16 protein-coding genes are annotated in these 16,936 nt (G+C 71.9%); 10 read left to right on the forward strand and 6 right to left on the reverse strand.

Going from position 1 to position 16,936, the window contains the following annotated elements; genetic code table 11:
- Window positions 1-536 precede the first annotated feature (536 nt).
- The 4 genes from IEX47_RS16310 to IEX47_RS16325 are packed head-to-tail and all read left to right on the forward strand — an operon-like array spanning window position 537 to window position 5,339.
- A complete protein-coding gene (locus IEX47_RS16310; protein WP_229662949.1) occupies window positions 537-1,331 on the forward strand; it encodes a PP2C family protein-serine/threonine phosphatase in 795 nt (264 codons plus the stop codon).
- Window positions 1,328-2,941 carry an FHA domain-containing protein gene (locus IEX47_RS16315; RefSeq protein WP_188785082.1) on the forward strand — a complete coding sequence of 538 codons (1,614 nt, stop codon included), beginning with the start codon at window positions 1,328-1,330 and terminating at the stop codon, window positions 2,939-2,941. The genes IEX47_RS16310 and IEX47_RS16315 overlap by 4 nt, the downstream gene beginning before the upstream one ends.
- Window positions 2,938-4,647 (forward strand): serine/threonine-protein kinase, encoded by a 1,710-nt coding sequence (locus IEX47_RS18010; protein WP_229662950.1) that lies wholly within the window; start codon window positions 2,938-2,940, stop codon window positions 4,645-4,647. Before IEX47_RS16315 ends, IEX47_RS18010 begins: the two co-directional genes overlap by 4 nt.
- A gap of 2 nt (window positions 4,648-4,649) precedes the next feature.
- Window positions 4,650-5,339, forward strand: coding sequence for a hypothetical protein (locus IEX47_RS16325; protein WP_188785083.1), 690 nt, complete (start codon window positions 4,650-4,652; stop codon window positions 5,337-5,339).
- Window positions 5,340-5,394: 55 nt separating this feature from the next.
- Here the strand turns inward: IEX47_RS16325 and IEX47_RS16330 are convergent, their stop codons facing one another.
- The 5 genes from IEX47_RS16330 to IEX47_RS16350 all read right to left on the reverse strand — a co-directional run bounded on the left by IEX47_RS16330 (window position 5,395) and on the right by IEX47_RS16350 (window position 8,667).
- Window positions 5,395-5,820 carry a phosphomannose isomerase type II C-terminal cupin domain gene (locus IEX47_RS16330; RefSeq protein WP_229662951.1) on the reverse strand — a complete coding sequence of 142 codons (426 nt, stop codon included), beginning with the start codon at window positions 5,818-5,820 and terminating at the stop codon, window positions 5,395-5,397.
- 113 nt (window positions 5,821-5,933) lie between these two features.
- Window positions 5,934-6,920 carry a CAF17-like 4Fe-4S cluster assembly/insertion protein YgfZ gene (gene ygfZ / locus IEX47_RS16335; RefSeq protein ID WP_188785084.1) on the reverse strand — a complete coding sequence of 329 codons (987 nt, stop codon included), beginning with the start codon at window positions 6,918-6,920 and terminating at the stop codon, window positions 5,934-5,936.
- Between the two features lie 29 nt (window positions 6,921-6,949).
- A complete protein-coding gene (locus IEX47_RS16340; protein ID WP_188785085.1) occupies window positions 6,950-7,582 on the reverse strand; it encodes an HAD family hydrolase in 633 nt (210 codons plus the stop codon).
- A 144-nt stretch (window positions 7,583-7,726) separates the two neighbouring features.
- On the reverse strand, window positions 7,727-8,143 hold the full coding sequence (locus tag IEX47_RS16345) for a Fur family transcriptional regulator (RefSeq protein WP_188785086.1): 417 nt from the start codon (window positions 8,141-8,143) through the stop codon (window positions 7,727-7,729).
- Window positions 8,144-8,151: 8 nt separating this feature from the next.
- Window positions 8,152-8,667 carry a heme-binding beta-barrel domain-containing protein gene (locus tag IEX47_RS16350; RefSeq protein WP_188785087.1) on the reverse strand — a complete coding sequence of 172 codons (516 nt, stop codon included), beginning with the start codon at window positions 8,665-8,667 and terminating at the stop codon, window positions 8,152-8,154.
- 23 nt (window positions 8,668-8,690) lie between these two features.
- Here IEX47_RS16350 and IEX47_RS16355 point away from each other — a divergent pair, with 23 nt between their 5' ends.
- Window positions 8,691-9,050, forward strand: a complete 360-nt coding sequence (locus IEX47_RS16355; RefSeq protein WP_188785088.1) for a DsrE family protein — start codon at window positions 8,691-8,693, stop codon at window positions 9,048-9,050.
- A gap of 33 nt (window positions 9,051-9,083) precedes the next feature.
- Here the strand turns inward: IEX47_RS16355 and IEX47_RS16360 are convergent, their stop codons facing one another.
- Window positions 9,084-10,571, reverse strand: a complete 1,488-nt coding sequence (locus IEX47_RS16360; protein WP_188785089.1) for a sugar transferase — start codon at window positions 10,569-10,571, stop codon at window positions 9,084-9,086.
- A 234-nt stretch (window positions 10,572-10,805) separates the two neighbouring features.
- Here IEX47_RS16360 and IEX47_RS16365 point away from each other — a divergent pair, with 234 nt between their 5' ends.
- Genes IEX47_RS16365 through IEX47_RS16385 form a run of 5 tightly spaced genes read left to right on the forward strand, consistent with a single transcriptional unit; the run spans window position 10,806 to window position 16,859 of the window.
- Window positions 10,806-12,203: a tyrosine-protein kinase domain-containing protein gene (locus IEX47_RS16365; RefSeq protein ID WP_188785090.1), complete on the forward strand. Its 1,398-nt coding sequence runs from the start codon at window positions 10,806-10,808 to the stop codon at window positions 12,201-12,203.
- Window positions 12,200-13,552, forward strand: a complete 1,353-nt coding sequence (locus tag IEX47_RS16370; protein ID WP_229662952.1) for a UDP-glucose dehydrogenase family protein — start codon at window positions 12,200-12,202, stop codon at window positions 13,550-13,552. The genes IEX47_RS16365 and IEX47_RS16370 overlap by 4 nt, the downstream gene beginning before the upstream one ends.
- 3 nt (window positions 13,553-13,555) lie before the next feature.
- Window positions 13,556-14,857 (forward strand): O-antigen ligase family protein, encoded by a 1,302-nt coding sequence (locus IEX47_RS16375; protein WP_188785091.1) that lies wholly within the window; start codon window positions 13,556-13,558, stop codon window positions 14,855-14,857.
- The gene (locus tag IEX47_RS16380) at window positions 14,854-15,651 is read left to right on the forward strand and encodes an FkbM family methyltransferase (protein WP_188785092.1); all 798 of its coding nucleotides are present in this window, start codon (window positions 14,854-14,856) and stop codon (window positions 15,649-15,651) included. Before IEX47_RS16375 ends, IEX47_RS16380 begins: the two co-directional genes overlap by 4 nt.
- Window positions 15,651-16,859 carry a glycosyltransferase family 61 protein gene (locus IEX47_RS16385; RefSeq protein WP_188785093.1) on the forward strand — a complete coding sequence of 403 codons (1,209 nt, stop codon included), beginning with the start codon at window positions 15,651-15,653 and terminating at the stop codon, window positions 16,857-16,859. Before IEX47_RS16380 ends, IEX47_RS16385 begins: the two co-directional genes overlap by 1 nt.
- Window positions 16,860-16,936 lie beyond the last annotated feature (77 nt).

A 16,936-nucleotide genomic window follows, 5' to 3' on the forward strand; every position in this document is an offset into this window, starting at 1 on the left:
AAGGATTCACCCGGTGGCCGCGCCTACGTTGGAGGCACGCGCTCACTCAGGACGTCGTACACCACTCTGCTGGACTCCACTCCTCAACCCGCGTGCCCGTCGATGGGGAGTCCTACCCATCTCGGACGACCCCTCAGCAGGTGAGCGTGCGGCGCACGCCGGCGGGCGACTGCGGACCAGACGAGCGCGTCGGAGACAACGGCACAGGTGGCCCCGGACGAGACCGTCACCGTGTGCCGTCGTGGAAATGCCCGAGTACGACCCCGAGAGCACGACGTTCCCCCTTGTGCGTTGCAAGCTCCCGGCCAACGTAGTCGCACGTGGACGAAGCGTCGATGTCCGGGCTGTTGAAATCGCCGGCATGCGGATGGGGAGAACTACCCGGTCCGGGCGAACCCACTTGCACCATGCAGCACTCTGATCCACATATAGTCCCACTGGGCTAGACGTCTATGGGGTGCACGCGGAAGCCTTGGCTGTCCCGACGGACACACGACAGAGATCTGCGCCGACGCCGGTGCATCACGGGAGAGCAGGTGGCTGTGCAGCTGGAAATGGGGGCGGCGTCCCACGTCGGCGCGGTCCGTGCTCTCAACGAGGACGCCTGCCTGGCCGCCGCGCACCTCGCCGTCGTGGCTGACGGCATGGGCGGCCACGCGCGCGGCGACGTCGCGAGCCGGCTCACGGTCGACGCGTTCCGCCCCCTCGCCGGCCGGCGTGACCTCTCCGCCGACGACGTACGCCGGGCGGTCGTCGCCGCCAACGCCGCACTGCTCGCCGATGCCCGGGAGCACCCGGACCACGACGGCATGGGCACGACGCTCACCGGCATCGCGCTGATCGACCACTTCGGCTCGCCCCACTGGCTCGTGTTCAACGTGGGCGACTCGCGCGTCTACCGCCTCAGCGACGGCGGCATCCGGCTGCTGACCCACGACCACTCCGAGGTCCAGGAGCTCGTCGACGCCGGTCGCCTGACCGACGAGCAGGCCCGGGTGCACCCGCTGCGCAACATCGTGACCCGGTCCCTCGGCTCCGACCCGGCCCCCGAGGTCGACGTCTGGATCTTCCCGCCTGCCGCGGGCGACACGTTCCTGCTCTGCTCCGACGGCCTCACCAACGAGCTCGACGACGCGACGATCCTGCGGATCGGCCGCGACTCGGCCTCGCCGGAGTCCGGCGCTGCCCGCCTGGTGGCGGCCGCCGTCGAGGCGGGCGGGCGTGACAACGTCACCGCCGTGCTGGTCCGGCTGCCCGGCGCCGACCTCGCCGACGACACCGCGCTCGCCACCACCGGACCGCGTGCCCGCTTCCTGGAGGACGAGCGATGACCACGACCTTCACACCCGGCGCGGCGGTCGCGATCTGCGGCGAGAGCGCCCGCATGCTCGCCGGCATCCCGATCGACGACGCCCGCCTGCCCCAGCTCTGGGACGCCGTACGCCCGGCGTCCGCGACCGCCGTCGACGGCGTGCTGCAGCTCCTCCTCGCCGAGGGCTTCGACGCCATGCCGGCGTTCGCCGTGGTCGCGAGCGACGGCGACGCGACGCGGGTCGTCGTGCGCCACCCCGCGGTGGTCGAGGCCGTCGTCGACGGCGCGCCCCGCACCCTCGAGGCGACCCCCGGTGGCACCTGGTCCGACGTGACCATCACGGGCGCGACCTCGCTGGTGCTCCGCGCCGATGGCGGCGTCGGCACCACCGTCCAGTTGCCGCTGCACGTGGGCGTCACCCAGGCCGGTGCCGTCACGGTGACCCTCGGGGGCGTCGCCCCGGTGGTCCAGCCGGCGCCTGCGTCCGACGTGCCTGCCCCCGAGCCGAAGCCGGAGGCCGAGGTCGCTGACGTAGTGGCCCCGGAGATGCCCGTCGCCACGCCGCCCGCCGCCGAGTCGCCGGTCGCCGCCGAGTCGCCCGCGCAGCCGGAAGCGGCGCCTGAGCCGGATCCCGAGCCTGAGCCCGAGCCGGACCCGCTCGCGGCGCGCGCCCAGACGTTCCACGCGCTCCTCACCTCCGACACCTCCGACCGTGACGCCCTGCTCGCCCAGATGAGCGGGGACCCGGACGACGATGCCGCGGGCGAGACGCCCGCGGAGTCCGCGCCCGAGGACGAGGAGCCCGCGACCTCGCTGACGGCCGTGTGGAAGGCCGACGAGCCGGCCGCTCCCGCGGAGTCCGCCGGGGCGGACGCCTCCGACTCCCAGCCCGCTGCAGCAGAGGCCGGGCAGCCCGCAGCCGCCAGCGCGCCCAGCGGCGGCGGCCTCATCGACGGCGTTCCGTGGCTCAGCGGGAGCTGGAAGCCGGCCCCTGTGGAGGAGCGTCCCGCGCCGAGGTTCGAGACCCCGGAGCGACCCACCCCACCGCCGCCCCCGCGGCCCCCCGTCGCACCGGAGGTGCGGCCCAGGCCCTCGGGCGACCAGGAGCGCGAGCAGCAGACCCTCAACCGCGCCGAGCTCCTCCGCGACCTCGGCTCGGCCGGCATCGTCGGCCCGAGCGTGCTCGCGGTCGACTGCCCGGCGGGCCACCCGACCCCTGCCCACGAGCCGACCTGCCGCCTGTGCGGCAAGCCGGTCAGCGAGAGCCAGGAGCCGCGCCAGATCGCCCGGCCCGCCCTCGGCGCACTCGTCCTCGCCAACGGCGACCGGCTGGTGCTCGACAAGGACGCCGTCCTGGGCCGTGCGCCGTTCGAGCCGGAGGGTGCGACCGAGCGCCCCCACCTGCTCCGCGTCGGCGACTCCGGCGAGATCAGCCGCCAGCACGCCCGGATCACCCTCGACGGGTGGCACGTCATCGTGCGCGACCTCGGCACCGCCAACGGCACGACCCTGACCCTTCCGGGCGGCTCCCCGCAGCAGCTGCGGGCCAACGAGGACTACCAGCTGGAGGACGGCGCGGAGATCGGCATCGCCGACATCGTGACCCTCCGCTACGAGGTGACGCCGTGAGCGCCGACGAGCGGGGCCCCGAGCTCCCCGGCCTGGAGTACCAGGGCAAGCTCGGCTCCGGTGGCTTCTCCGACGTCTACCTCTACGAGCGGCAGCGCCCGCGCATGCAGGTCGCGGTGAAGGTCCTCAAGGCCGACATCATGGACGCCGCGCAGCAGGCCCAGTTCGTCGCCGAGGCCGACACGATGGGCGAGCTCGCCGAGCACCCGTACATCGTCCCCGTGCTCGGGGCGGGCACCGCCGCCGACGGCCGGCCCTACCTCGAGATGCGCTACTACCCGGGGCCCGACCTGGCCGAGCGGGTCAAGGCGCAGCCGCTGTCGGTGCCTGACGCGCTGAAGATGGGCATCCAGCTCGCGAGCGCCATCGAGACCGCGCACCGCGCGGGCATCATCCACCGCGACATCAAGCCGCAGAACGTCCTGATCAGCTCGTACGGCGTGCCCGGCCTCACCGACTTCGGCATCGCCGGTCGCCCCGGTGACGCCGACGAGGACGAGAACGTCGGCGTCTCGATGCCGTGGTCGCCGCCCGAGGTGCTCACCGGCGCGTCCAACGGCTCGCAGGCCTCCGACGTCTACTCGCTGGGCGCCACCCTGTGGAACCTCCTGGTCGGCCGCTCGCCGTTCAGCATCCCGGGCGACGACAACTCCCAGCGGGCGCTCTTCACCCGCATCGTGCACTCGAAGCCGCCCATGACCGGCCGCGCCGACGTCCCGAGCAGCCTCGAGCGGCTGCTCGCGCAGGCGATGGCCAAGAAGCCGGAGCACCGTCCGCGCAGCGCCATGGACCTCGCCCGCCACCTCCAGAGGGTGGAGCAGGAGCTCCGCCTGGCGCGCACCGAGATCGTCGTCCTCGAGCACGCCTCTGACGCGGTGCGGTCGCGCGGCGGCGAGCCGTTCTCGCACACCCCCACCCACACGCTGCCCGACACCAGCCCCGAGGGCTCGGAACGCACGACGCTGCGCGTCCCGGTGTCGCCGACCACCCCGGTCCAGGGCTCGTCGTCGGGCGGGAGCGCGCCCACGGCCCGGCGTCCCGCACGCGCGACCACCGGCGACGCACCCACCACGGCGCGGCCGTCGCGCGCCGCGACCGGAGCCGCCCCGACGGCCGCACGTCCCGCACGCACGGCCGGCCCGACAGGTGCAGCGGCAGGCGCAGCCCCGACCGCCGCGCGCCCCTCCCGCGCGTCCATGGCGCCGGCCGCGGCCCCGACCGCCGCACGCCCCGCGCGCGCCCAGGAGCCCCCGGCGGAGACCGACGACCACGACGGCTCGGGCGCGGGCCGCTGGATCGCCATCGGCGCGGCCGTGGCACTCCTCGTCGGAGCAGTCGCGATCGGCGGGCTCCTGTCGCGCGGAGGCGACCCGGACGAGCCGCAGGCCGGCACGATCACCCAGGGTGGCGGCGCGAGTGACCCGGCGGACCTCGGCGTCGACCTGAACCCCGCCAACCCCGTGCCGCGGGTCAAGAGCATCAAGGGCGACAAGGTGACCTTCACCTGGGAGCGCGAGAAGCCCGGCGACTGGTTCCAGTACGAAGTCACCTCCCGCAACGGCGCGGTCGCGCGGCAGTGGACGCGCACCAACAAGACGATGGCCGTGGTCACGGCGCTCCCGGACAACTCCACCTGCATCGCGGTCCAGGCCCGCCGCGGCAGGTACGGCGGGTCCACCGATGCCGGACGGGTGTGCACGAGGTGACCATGAAGGCGACAGTCGACTACTGCGGCGAGATCCACGAGGTCCGCCCTGAGAAGGGCGTCTGCGTCGGGCGCGAGGGCGACCTCGTCATCGACGACAACCCCTACCTGCACCGCCGCTTCCTCGAGTTCACGTACGTCGACGGGCTGCTGTGGCTGGCCAACGTCGGCAACGCGCTGACCGCGACCATCGCCGACGGCCACGGCCTCGTGCAGACCTGGCTCTCGCCCGGCGCGCGGGTTCCGCTCGTCTTCCCGCACTGCGTCGTGTGGTTCACCGCCGGCCCGACGACGTACGAGATCGACGTGGCGCAGGACGCCGCGCCGTTCGGCACCGCGGTCGAGGAGCAGTCCGGCGACGGCGCGACGACGATGGGCCGGGTCAGCTTCACGCCTGACCAGCGGCTGCTGATCCTGGCGCTGGCCGAGGACATCCTGCGGCGCGGCAACCGTGGCGCAGGCTCGATCCCCCACTCGAAGACCGCGGCGGAGCGGCTCGGCTGGACCACCACGAAGTTCAACCGCAAGCTCGACAACGTCTGCGAGAAGCTGAGCAAGCTCGGTGTCCGCGGCCTCGTCGGCAGCACGGACCGCACGGCGAGCAACCGCCGCGTGCGACTGGTCGAGTACGCCCTCGCCGCGCGGCTGGTCACGATCGAGGACCTGGCCTGGCTCGACTCGATCGACGCCTGACCCGGCAACGACGAGGGCCCCGACCGGAGACCGGTCGGGGCCCTCTCACGTCAGGTCAGGCGGAGGCGGACGCAGGCTCTCCGTGGACGGGCACGGTGCCGTCACCGTGGTCGTCGTCGCACTCGCAGCGGCCGTAGTCGTCCTCGAGGCGGTTGATGTCGTCCTCACCGGTGTAGGCACCGCGCTGGACCTCGATGATCACGAGCTCCTCGGCGTGCTGGTTGGTGATCCGGTGGGCGGCGCCCTGGGCCACGTCGATCGACTCACCCGGCCCCGCCACGATCTCCTTGCCGTCGACGACGCAGGTCGCGATGCCGAAGATCACCACCCAGTGCTCGGAGCGGTGCTTGTGCGTCTGGTAGCTCAGTCGCTGGCCGGGCTTCACGTGGATTCGCTTGACCTTGTAGCCCGCGGACTCGTCGATCGTGTGCCAGGAGCCCCACGGCCGCTCGGCGTAGTCGGTCACCATCTCATCCCTCATCTGGTCGGTTCTTCCTGCACAGCCTACGTAAGTCGCGTGAACTCGTGGCTCGAATCAGCCCAACGCGGGGTGACGGCAAAGGTTAGGCCCCCCCGGGGCCGGTCAGCGCAGGCTCACCGCAGGTTGGGGCGGACGTGCAGGCCGATCTCGGGGTCGACGATGACCTCCTGGGAGGCTGGCATGCCGTCCACGGAGAGCGCCGCGTCGACGGGGACGTTGCGCTTCACCAGCGCCAGCGCGATCGGGCCGAGCTCGTGGTGGCGGGCCGAGGAGCCGACGAAGCCGACCTCCTTCTCCCCCACCAGTACGGCGGCGCCGCGCGCGGGCAGCCGGTTCTCCGACCCGTCGAGGTGGAGCAGCACCAGCCGGCGCGGCGGACGGCCCAGCGTGTGCACGCGGGCGACCGTCTCCTGGCCGCGGTAGCAGCCCTTCTCGAGGTGCACCGCCGCCTCGCCGAGCTCGCCCGGGAGGGAGGAGGCAGGCACCCAGCCCACCTCGTTGGGGATCGTGCGGTGGTCGGTGTCGATGCCGAGGCGGGGCTCGCCGCGCTCGATGCGCAGGGCCTCGAACGCCCACATGCCGGCGGCCGGCTCGGCGGCTGCGGCGTAGGTGGCGAGCTGGTCACGGCGTACGAACTCGTGGCGGCCCTCGCCGGCTCCGGTCGCGCGCCACGTGACGGCGAGCTCGGGGGTCGCGTCGGTGACCTCGACGCGGGTCATGAAGACCATGCGCGTCAGGAAGCCGAGGAGCGCCTCGCCGGCGCCCGGCTCGGTGTGGGCGATGAACGCTTCGCCGTCGTCGACGCCGGTGAAGGCGTGCTCGACGTGTCCCTGCGGGCTGAGCACGAGCGCGGTCACCCAGCGCCCGGCGGGCAGGTCCAGGAAGTGCTGCGTCGTCAGGTTGTGGAGCCAGCTCAGCCGCTCGGGGCCCGCGATGCGGATCACGTCGCGGTGTGACAGGTCGACGAAGCCCTCGCCCGCGGCGAGGCGGCGCTGCTCGGTGTTGAAGGAGCCGTAGTGCGCCGCCACCGGCGCGTCGATGCCGTCGCCGGCGACCGCGCCGGGCAGCTGGAGCAGGGGGCTCTGCGGGGTCTCACTCACCTGCCCAGCCTACGGCCCCGGCGGTGGCGTCAGGCCGGGATGCCCATGCGGTCGAGCGCACCGGCGGGGGCGGTGACGCGGGAGTGCGACGGGGTGAAGTGCAGGGCGAACTCCCCCGCAGGCGCCGACAGCCGCTCTGCCCCGGCGAGCTCGTGCCACCGGCTGGCGAGCGGGCTGGAGCCCTGCTCGGCGAGCCAGCGCCGCGCCGTACGCCGGGCGATGTCCTGCGCGAGCTCGTGGACGTCGACGTCGTGGTGGAAGGTGACGGTGACGACGTGGTACTCGCCGTTGTCGAGCTGGAGCACCAGCCGCAGGGCGTCGCCCCGGAGGCGACCGCCGGCACTGCAACCGCCGACGGCCACGATCCAGTCGAGCAGCACGTGCCCGGTCACCAGCGAGTCGGGCGTCGGGCGGGAGCCCGCCAGGATGACCCGCGCGTCGGTGACGATCAGGTCGCCGGCGCCGCGGCGCTGGAGTGTCGCGTCGCGGACGTGGCCCTTGTGCTGGGCCTGGATCGAGAGCGAGCGCAGGGCGGCCCGGCGGACGTCGCCGTCGGCCGCGTCGAGCACCACCGGGCAGACCGATCCCGTGCTCGCGACGATCGGGTAGCGACCGTCGGACAGCTGGTGCTGCGACCGCGTGGCGAGCGGGAACGTCGACATGGAGACCTCACAGGGTGGCGTGGGATGGCTCCCGAGAGGATGTTTCGGAAACATTGAGTATCCAAGTCCGTTTTGTGCCGCCGGACAAGTTGCCACGCATGGTGGTATGGCCCACGCAAACGCTTGAGACAGGGGTGTCGAGCGTCAGGCGAGGGTGCCGCAGGCCCGGCAGGTGCCGAAGACCGTGAGGTGTCCCACGTCGGGGACGAAGCCGTAGAGCTCGTCGAGCTGGTCCAGCAGCGGCGCGAGCAGCGCCGGCCCGACCGAGATCACCTCGTTGCACCCGCGGCAGACGAGGTGGAAGTGCTCGTGCCCGCCCACCGAGTGGTACGTCGGAGCGCGGTCGCTCAGGTGCGCATGACGGACCAGGCCGAGCTCCTCGAGAACCTCGAGGTTGCGGTAGACCGTGGAGAGCGAGAGCTCGGGCTTGTGCCGCCGGGCCTCCGCGAGCACCTCGTCCGGAGTGGCGTGGCCGAGCCGCTCCACCGCATCGAGGACCAGCCGGCGCTGCGGCGTGAGGCGCTTGCCCGCGCCCTTGAGCCGGTCCGACAGGTCGCTCATGGCCTGGCTCAGGCCTTGCCCGCGCGCTGGAGGCGCGCCCACAGGTGCGGCTGCAGCGGCTGGTCGGCGGCGGCCATGTCGTAGGCGTAGAGCAGGTCGCCCTCGACGTTGCCGTAGAGCCGCTTGCCGCCCTGCACGGGCTTCGCGGTCTCGGTCACGCCGATCGCGTCGGTGACGATCTCGAGCTTGCCGCCCTCGGCGTTGCCGACCCAGACCTCGACGATGCCGGTGTTGTGGGTCAGCACGAACTCGACCTTGCCGACGCCCATGCCGGTCTGCTTGCAGCGCAGGAACCCGGTCTCGATCGCCGCCTTGCGGACCTCGTTGCCCTCGTCGTCGACGATCCACGAGCGCGCCATGTAGTGGAAGAACGGCCGCCCGTCGTGCGTGAAGATCAGCTCCTGGCCGAACTGGAACGGATCGATCGTCGGGTAGTCACCGTGGCCGTTGCCACGCCAGGTGCCGAGCATCCAGGCCACGGGGCCCATGTCGGGGTGCAGGTCGGAAGGGAGCTCGAACGCCATGGACGGGATTCTAGGCTGTCCCCATGCGAGCCCTGAGGATCAAGGTCACCTGCGGCCCCGAAGACGCCGAACGCTGCAACCAGGCGTTCACGGTTGCCGCCATGGCTGTCGCGTCCGGCGCGGACGTCGGCCTGTGGCTGACCGGCGAAGCGGCCTGGTTCGGCACCCCGGGTCGCGCGGAGGCCTTCGACCTCCCGCTCGCGACCCCGCTGGCCGACCTGCGCGACGCCGTGCTCGCCGGCGGGCAGCTGACCGTCTGCACGCAGTGCGCGGACCGACGGGGCATCACCGCCGAGGACCTGCTCCCCGGCGTTCGGATCGCGGGCGCAGCCGTCTTCACCGAGGAGATCCTCGGCGAGGGCGTGCAGGCGCTCGTCTACTGACTCGCCGGCCGGTGCGTGACCGTGGCGGCCGGGTCAGTAGGCGCCGCGGCTCATGACCACGGCCCGCGCCGTCTTGAGCATGATGATCACGTCGGTGACGATCGACCAGTTGTCGACGTAGTAGAGGTCCATGCGGATCGCCTCGTCGAACGGCAGGTCACTGCGGCCCGAGATCTGCCACAGGCCGGTCAGGCCCGGGCGCACCAGCATCCGGCGGTGCATCTCCGGCGGGTAGAGCTCGACCTCGCGCGGGAGCGGCGGACGCGGGCCGACCAGCGACATGTCGCCGCGCAGGACGTCGAAGAGCTGCGGCAGCTCGTCGAGCGACCACTTGCGGATCGGCTTGCCGATGCGGGTCACCCGCGGGTCCTCGCGCATCTTGAAGAGCACGTCGTCGACGTCGTTGAAGTCGCTCAGCTCCGCGAGCTTCTCGTCGGCGTTGACGACCATCGAGCGGAACTTCGTCATCCGGAACGTCGTGCCGTTGCGGCCCGTGCGCTCCTGGCGGAAGAAGACCGGTCCCCCGTCGCCGAGCTTCACCGCCAGCGCGATCGCGATCATCAGCGGCGAGAGCAGCAGGAGCATCAGCGACGCGACGAGCAAGTCGAAGGCACGCTTGGCCACACCGCCCGCACGGCGTACGCCCGGCTCCTCGATGTGGACGAGCGGGAGGCCGGCGAGGTGACGCATGTGGAGGCGCGGGCCGGCGATGTCGATGAGCGAGGGGACGACGACCAGGTCGACGTTGCGCCCCTCGAGCTCCCAGCCGATCTGGCGCAGCGCGCGCGAGGTCGAGGTGCCACCGCCACCGACGAGCACCGTGTGGGCGTCGGTGAGCTTGCACGCCTCGACGATCGAGTCGACGCCTCCGAAGAGCGGGACCGGGAGGGTGATGTCGGCCTCGCGGGAGAGACCCGGCACGCAGGTGCCGACGACCTCGAACCCGAGCTGCGGGGTGCGGGCGAGCTGGGTCACCAGCTCGTCGAGGGCGCCCGGCTCGCAGACCGCGATGACGCGGGTGCGGAGCGCGCCGCGCCTGCGCAGCCCGTGGACCACCTTGCGCAGCGCGTAGCGGCCCACCGGCAGACCGATGAGGCCGGCGAGGAACATCAGGACGACGAACGGTCGCGACACCTGGGTGTCGGAGACGAACGCCGCCGCACCGAGCGCGCCCGCGGCGACGAAGGTGCTGGTGACGACGAGCTGGAACTCCTCGTGGCCGGCGCCCAGGATCCGACGGCGGTAGGCGCCACGGGAGAGCAGGACGCTCAGCCAGACCAGCACGATCGGCACTCCGACGAACAGCGCACCGCGCGGGTTGGAGTCGGCCGGGAGGTAGGGCTCGAGCAGCGTCGAGAAGACGTACGCCGCGAGCGCGGCACCGGCGAGCACGGCGACGTCGAGGACGACCGCCGCGAGCACGACGCGGCGCAGCTGACGCGCAAGCGGGACTTCCCGCTTGGCCGCCAGCGCGGTCGGTCGCTCCGCGAGGTACGTCACGTCGAGCCTCTCTTCCGCCACAGACCCCCGTCCTTCACACAACGAGGCAGTGCACCAGTGGTGACGCCACCGCCTCAGTATCCCCTCTGGACTAGACAGGGACTGGACTTTGCAGGAACTCGCGCCGCAGGACGCCGCCCGAATGCCCTCCCTACACGAACACACCGCTGGGACGGGCCACGAAGCGTGGCGGGCGTGTCTAGACTCCCGCAGAGAACCGGCAGCCTTCACTGCTGCCCTGACGCAAGGATCCCGGTGGATTTCAAGAACCTGATGCGCGTGGCTCGGCGCCGCTGGCGGTCGATCGCGGCGATGTTCCTCCTCGCGCTCTCGGTCAGCTTCGCGTTCTCGCTGACGACCACGCCGGTCTACGAGTCGCAGACGCGGATCTACATCACCGCGGACAGCACCAGCGGCCAGGGCAATGACATCGGCGCGAACTACTTCCTGGTCTCGCAGATCAAGTCGTACGCACAGCTGGCCAACCACGCCGAGGTGCTCAAGCGCACCGCTGAGGCGCTCGACGACAACGTCACCGCTGCCGACCTCGCCGGGCGGATCAGCGCGACCGCGCTCCCGGAGTCGCTGATCCTGCAGGTCACCACGCACGACACCAACCCTGAGCGCGCGCAGAAGATCGCCCAGGCCCACGCCATCGTCCTCACCTCCTACCTGGAGGAGCTCGAGACACCCAAGGGCGACGAGAACCCCCAGATCAAGGCGACGCTGACCGACCCGGCGACGTACAACCCGAAGCCGATCGCGCCCCGCACCCTGCTCAACACCGTCATCGCTGCGCTGCTCGGCCTCGTCCTGGGCTGCGGTCTCGCCCTCGTGCGCGAGCTGCTCGACAACACGATCCACAGCATGGAGGAGATGGAGAAGACGATCGACGCCCCCGTCATGGCGTCCGTCGGCATCGACCCCGAGATCGAGCGCAAGCCGCTGCTCACCGACCTGAGCGGCTTCTCGATCCGTGGCGAGGCGTTCCGCGTCCTCCGCACGAACCTGCAGTTCCTGGACCTCGACTCCGAGATCAAGTCGCTCGTCATCACCTCCGCCACCGCCGGCGAGGGCAAGACGACGACGTCGGCCAACCTCGCGATCGCGCTCGCCCAGACCGGCCGCCGCGTGCTGGTCGTCGACGGCGACCTGCGCCGCCCGCGCATCGCCCGCCTCATGGGCCTCGAGGGCGCGGTCGGCCTGACCACCGTCCTCGTCGGTCGCACCGAGCTCGACGCGAGCATCCAGAAGCACAAGGAGAGCGGCGTCTACGTCCTCGCCTCCGGCCCCACCCCGCCGAACCCCTCGGAGATCCTGCAGTCGCGTGCCGCGCGCGACCTGATCCTCCAGCTGCGCGACAAGTTCGACGCCGTCATCATCGACGCCCCGCCGATCCTGCCGGTCGCCGACGCGACGATCCTCGCCACCATCTGCGACGGCGCGATCCTGGTGACGCGTCACGGCAAGACCCCGCGCGACCACGTGCAGACCGCGGCCCAGCGCCTCCGCTCGGTCAACGCCAAGCTGCTCGGCGCCGTCGTCAACTTCGTGCCGAAGCAGGCGGCCGGCGGTTACTACTATTACTACTACTACGCCGAGCAGGAGACCCGTCCGAAGACGGGTGGCCGCCGCAAGGAGACCACCAAGTGAAGGTCACCTTCGCTGAGCCCACGGGCACCGTGATGTCGGTGTTCGGCTGCGGCTACCTGGGCGCTGTCCACGCTGCGGCGATGGTGGCCGTCGGCCACACGGTCATCGGCATCGAGCCCAACGCCCAGCGCCGCGAGAACCTCGCCGAAGGCCGCACCCCGTTCTTCGAGCCCGGCTTCGAGGAGCTCCTCGGAGACGCGATCGCCACCGGTCGCCTCCGCTTCACCGACGACCCGGCGGCCGCCGCCGAGGCGACGATCCACTTCCTCTGCGTCGGCACGCCCCAGACCGCGGGCCAGCAGAAGGCCGACCTCTCCTACCTCGAGGCCGCCTTCACCGGCCTGCTCCCCCACCTGAAGGCCGGCGACGTCATCGCCGGCAAGTCGACGGTCCCCGCCAACACCGCGGGCCTGCTCAACGAGCGCGTCGTGGAGCACGGATCCGGTGCGCGGCTGGTGTGGAACCCCGAGTTCCTGCGCGAGGGCTATGCCATCGAGGACACCCTCCGTCCCGAGCGGGTCGTCATCGGCGTCGGGGACGACGCCGAGGACCGGGCCGCGGGCGAGCGCCTCGCCGCGGCGTACGCAGGGCTGGAGACGGACGGTCCGCTCATCGTGACCGACCTCGTCACCGCCGAGCTCGCGAAGGTCGCCAGCAACGCCTACCTGGCCACCAAGATCTCGTTCATCAACGCGATGGCCGAGCTCTGCGACGTGGCCGGCGCCGACGTCAGCGACCTCGCCGACATCATGGGCGCCGACAGCCGCATCGGCCGCAAGTTCCTCAACGCCGGCATCGGTTTCGGCGGCGGCTGCTTGCCCAAGGACATCCGCGCGTTCATGCACCGCGCCGGTGAGCTCGGCGCTGCCGACACGCTCTTCTTCCTCCGCGAGGTCGACCGGATCAACCTCCAGCGGCGCGAGGCCGTGGTCGAGCTGGCCACGGTCATGCTCGGCGGCGACCTCTCCGGCAAGCGGGTCACGGTCCTCGGCGCGGCGTTCAAGCCCGACAGCGACGACATCCGCGACTCGCCCTCGCTCGCGATCGCCGCCGCCCTCCACGGCGCCGGCGCGCACGTCCGGGTGACCGACCCGCACGCCATTCGCAACGCGCGCGAGGCCAGCCCCCAGCTCGACTACGTCGACGACATCGAGAAGGCCTGCACCGAGGCCGAGCTCGTCGTCCTCCTGACCGAGTGGCGCCAGTTCCGTGACCTCGACCCGGCCGCGACCGGCGAGCTCGTGTCCGGGCGCAAGATCATCGACGGCCGCAACGTCCTCGACGCGGCCGCCTGGCGCGCGGCAGGCTGGGAGTACCGCTGCCTGGGCCGCCCGCGCCTCGGAGGCTGAGGCGTGGTCGGGCGCGTCCTCGCGCAGGCGATGTGGCCGTTCATGCTGGTGGCGTTCGTCTTCGTCACCCGCGACCAGCTGCTCTTCGCCGCGGCGGCGTTCATCCTGTCGGGGTTCCTGATCGCGCTGATCGGCCTGGGGCCTGACCGCCTGGGGCGCTACATCGTGATCGCCGCGCTGCTGACGGCCCCGATCAACGACAAGGACCTGCGCCCGTTGCCGGGCGGCCCGGTCACCTTCTCCGACGTCTTCCTGCTCCTCGGCTTCGCGCTGCTGCTGCCGGCGCTCACCCGCCGCGGGGTCGTGCTGCCGCTCGACTGGGTGCTCGGCGCGCTGATCATCATGTTCCTGGTGCTGATCACGGCGCTGCTGGTCGAGGCGCCGGTCGAGGCACTCGGCTACGGCACCCGGCTCGTGGCCACCGCCGTGGTCATCCCGTTCCTCTTCCTGATCTGGCGACCCGAACGACGAACGATCGAGATCCTCGTCTGGGCCTACATCGTCGGCCAGCTCGGCTCGATCGCCTGGGCCGTCGTCGAGCACCACAGCCGCTGGGACGGCCTCGCCACCCACCCGAACTTCTTCGGCATGGCCGGCACGACGGCCCTGGCCCTGCTCGTCCACAAGTGGTTCACCACGACCGGCCGGGAGCGGAGCCTGGCACTCGCCGCCGCGGTCGTCGTGGCCGGCGGCATCTACATGAGCGGCAGCCGCGCAGCCCTCATCGTCACGGTCGTCATGGCGCTCATCGTGCCGTTCGTCGAGCGCACCAGCGCCTCGGCGTTCAGCGTGCTGGCAGGCGGCGTGATCGCGCTGCTCGTCCTGCAGTGGGCGATCCGCTACGCCGGCGAGGACTCCGCGCTCGGCCGCCTCACCGGCGGCGGCACCGCCGAGGGCTCCGACACCGAACGCCGCGACAAGCTGGCGATCGGCATCGACAAGTGGACGCACTCCCCCATCTGGGGCAATGCCTTCGACGGCACCGCCCTCGACGCCCACAACATCTACCTCGAGGTCGCCATCGGCATCGGCGTCGTCGGCCTCTTCGGCTTCCTGCTCGTGCTCTGGTCCGGCTCGCGCTCGCTCTTCACCGACCACCCGCTCCGCCGGCTCAGCTACCCGGCCGTGGCCTTCGCGGCGACCGGCATGCTGACCAACTCGCTGTGGGACCGCTTCGTCTGGTGCGCGGTCGCCCTCAGCATCCTCGCCGTCATCCCGCTCACCGGCGAGGATCTCCCGCCCGACGAGCCCGATGCGCAAGACTCCCCCTCCCTCCCCCACGACACGAAGGTGGCCACCCTGTGAGCCGGTCCCCGCGACTCGCCGTACGCCGCGTCCAGCAGACGCTCCGCTTCCCCAACGGCCCGAAGGTCCTGCTGGACCTCGCCGCCAGCCGCTCGCCGTGGGCGCCCGACGCGCTGGCGTTCAAGCTGCGCAACGGCCAGGTCGTGCACTGCCCCAACGTGCCCGGCGCGCGCGTCCCCGTCTACGAGGTCTTCGCCGAGGACTGCTACCGCTTCGACGAGCTGCTCGAGGGCCTGCCGGCCGCTCCGGTCGTGCTCGACATCGGCGGCCACATCGGCTGCTTCTCGCTCGGCCTCGCCGAGGCCAGCAAGACCGCGCGCATCCACACCTACGAGGCGTCGCCGTCGACCGCCTCGTGGCTGCAGAAGAACGTCGAGAGCAACAGCCTCGCCGACCGTGTCACGGTCCACCACAGCGCCGTCTCCAGCGAGCCGGGCATGCTCGAGTTCGCCGACAACGCCGGCGGCAGCAGCCTCAACGGCCTCACCGCGCCCGAGGGCTCGACCACGCTCGTGAAGGTCCCCGCGGTCACCTTCGACGACGCCGTCGCCGAGGCCGGTGGCCACGTCGACCTCGTCAAGATCGACGTCGAGGGCGCGGAGTACGGCATCTTCAGCGGCACCACCACGGCCTCGTGGGAGGGCGTGCAGCGCGTCGTCATGGAGTACCACGACGTCGCTGGCCACGACCTCACCGAGCTGCTCGAGGTGCTCTTCGCCGCCGGCCTGCGCCTCGTGCGCGTCGAGCCGGTCAACGACCGCCAGGGCACCGTCTGGCTGACCCGGGCCGCCTGATGCCGCTGCCCTCGGCCATCCAGCCCGCCTGGCCGCTGCTCAAGCGCGCCCACCTCACCGCGACCCGCGGCGTCGGCGCCGTCACCCGGCGTGCGACGTCGCTGGCGGGCGAGCGGGCGGTTCCCTCCATCGGCACGGTCAGCGTCGACGAGACCGCCCGCCTGGACCCGCAGCACGTGCGGATCCACGAGGGTGGCCCGGCCGAGCACCTCGTGCGCGAGGTGCCCTTCGGCCAGCCGGCGCAGCACTGGGCGCTCGAGCGCCGCGCCGACTACGTCGTGCCGCGCCGCTTCACGCTGGAGATCAGCGACGGCGCCATCGTCGGCAACTACGCCGCCCACATCACCCCGGGCGGTGTGCTCGACTACGAGACCAGCACCTACTTCGGTGTCACCGGCTGGAAGGACCACCCGATCTTCCTGCGGGCCCGCCTGCCGCAGATGGAGCACGTCGAGGGCACCCTGGTCTCGCTGGCGACCCGCGGCTCGCACGCGAACTACTACCACTTCCTGCTCGACGTCCTCCCTCGCTACGGCGTGCTGAAGGAGACGATGCCGGACGTCCGGCCCGACGCCTGGTTCGTCAACACCGGCTCGGGCTACCAGCGCCAGCTGCTCGGGATGATCGGCCTCGGCGACGTGCGCGTCGTCCAGCCCGGCAAGGACGTCGCCGTGCGCGCCGACACGCTCCTCGCGCCGTGCATCCCCAACCCGGACCTGATCGCCCCCACGTGGACCACCGGCTGGCTCAAGGAGAACCTCCCCGCGAAGGAGACGGCCGACAAGCCCACCCGGCTCTACGTCACGCGCGGCTCGGCGAAGAACACCCGCCGCCTGGTCAACGAGGACGAGGTCATGGCCCGCCTCGCGCCGCTCGGCTTCGTCTCCTTCGACCCCGGCGCCCACAGCGTGCAGGAGCAGATCGACACCTTCACCCGGGCCGAGGTGATCGTGGCGCCCCACGGTGCCGCGCTGTCGAACCTCGTCTTCTGCTCCCCCGGCGTCAAGGTGCTCGAGCTCTTCGCGCCGAAGTACGTCAACCCCTGCTACTGGACGATCGCGGACAACATCCCCGACTCGACGTACCACTACCTCGTCTGCGGCGAGGACCACCGCCCGCCGGGCTCGCCGATGAACGGCGTGCTCACCGACATCACCGTCGACCTGCGCGACTTCGAGCAGGCCCTCCAGCGCCTGCTCGACGCCTGAGCGACACGACGTACGACGAAGGGCCCGCGGCGATCGCCGCGGGCCCTTCCTCGTTGCTGGTGCTGCTGCTGTCGCTT

The organism is Nocardioides phosphati (assembly GCF_014646375.1).
Taxonomy (GTDB): domain Bacteria; phylum Actinomycetota; class Actinomycetes; order Propionibacteriales; family Nocardioidaceae; genus Nocardioides; species Nocardioides phosphati.

Coding starts and splice junctions, on each gene's coding strand:
- IEX47_RS16325 (WP_188785083.1), top strand. CDS start 4,650: ATGAAGGCGACAGTCGACTACTGCGGCGAGATCCACGAGGTCCGCCCT.
- IEX47_RS16345 (WP_188785086.1), bottom strand. CDS start 8,143: ATGAGCGACCTGTCGGACCGGCTCAAGGGCGCGGGCAAGCGCCTCACG.
- IEX47_RS16355 (WP_188785088.1), top strand. CDS start 8,691: ATGCGAGCCCTGAGGATCAAGGTCACCTGCGGCCCCGAAGACGCCGAA.
- IEX47_RS16385 (WP_188785093.1), top strand. CDS start 15,651: ATGCCGCTGCCCTCGGCCATCCAGCCCGCCTGGCCGCTGCTCAAGCGC.
- IEX47_RS16350 (WP_188785087.1), bottom strand. CDS start 8,667: ATGGCGTTCGAGCTCCCTTCCGACCTGCACCCCGACATGGGCCCCGTG.
- IEX47_RS16330 (WP_229662951.1), bottom strand. CDS start 5,820: ATGAGGGATGAGATGGTGACCGACTACGCCGAGCGGCCGTGGGGCTCC.
- IEX47_RS16315 (WP_188785082.1), top strand. CDS start 1,328: ATGACCACGACCTTCACACCCGGCGCGGCGGTCGCGATCTGCGGCGAG.
- IEX47_RS16340 (WP_188785085.1), bottom strand. CDS start 7,582: ATGTCGACGTTCCCGCTCGCCACGCGGTCGCAGCACCAGCTGTCCGAC.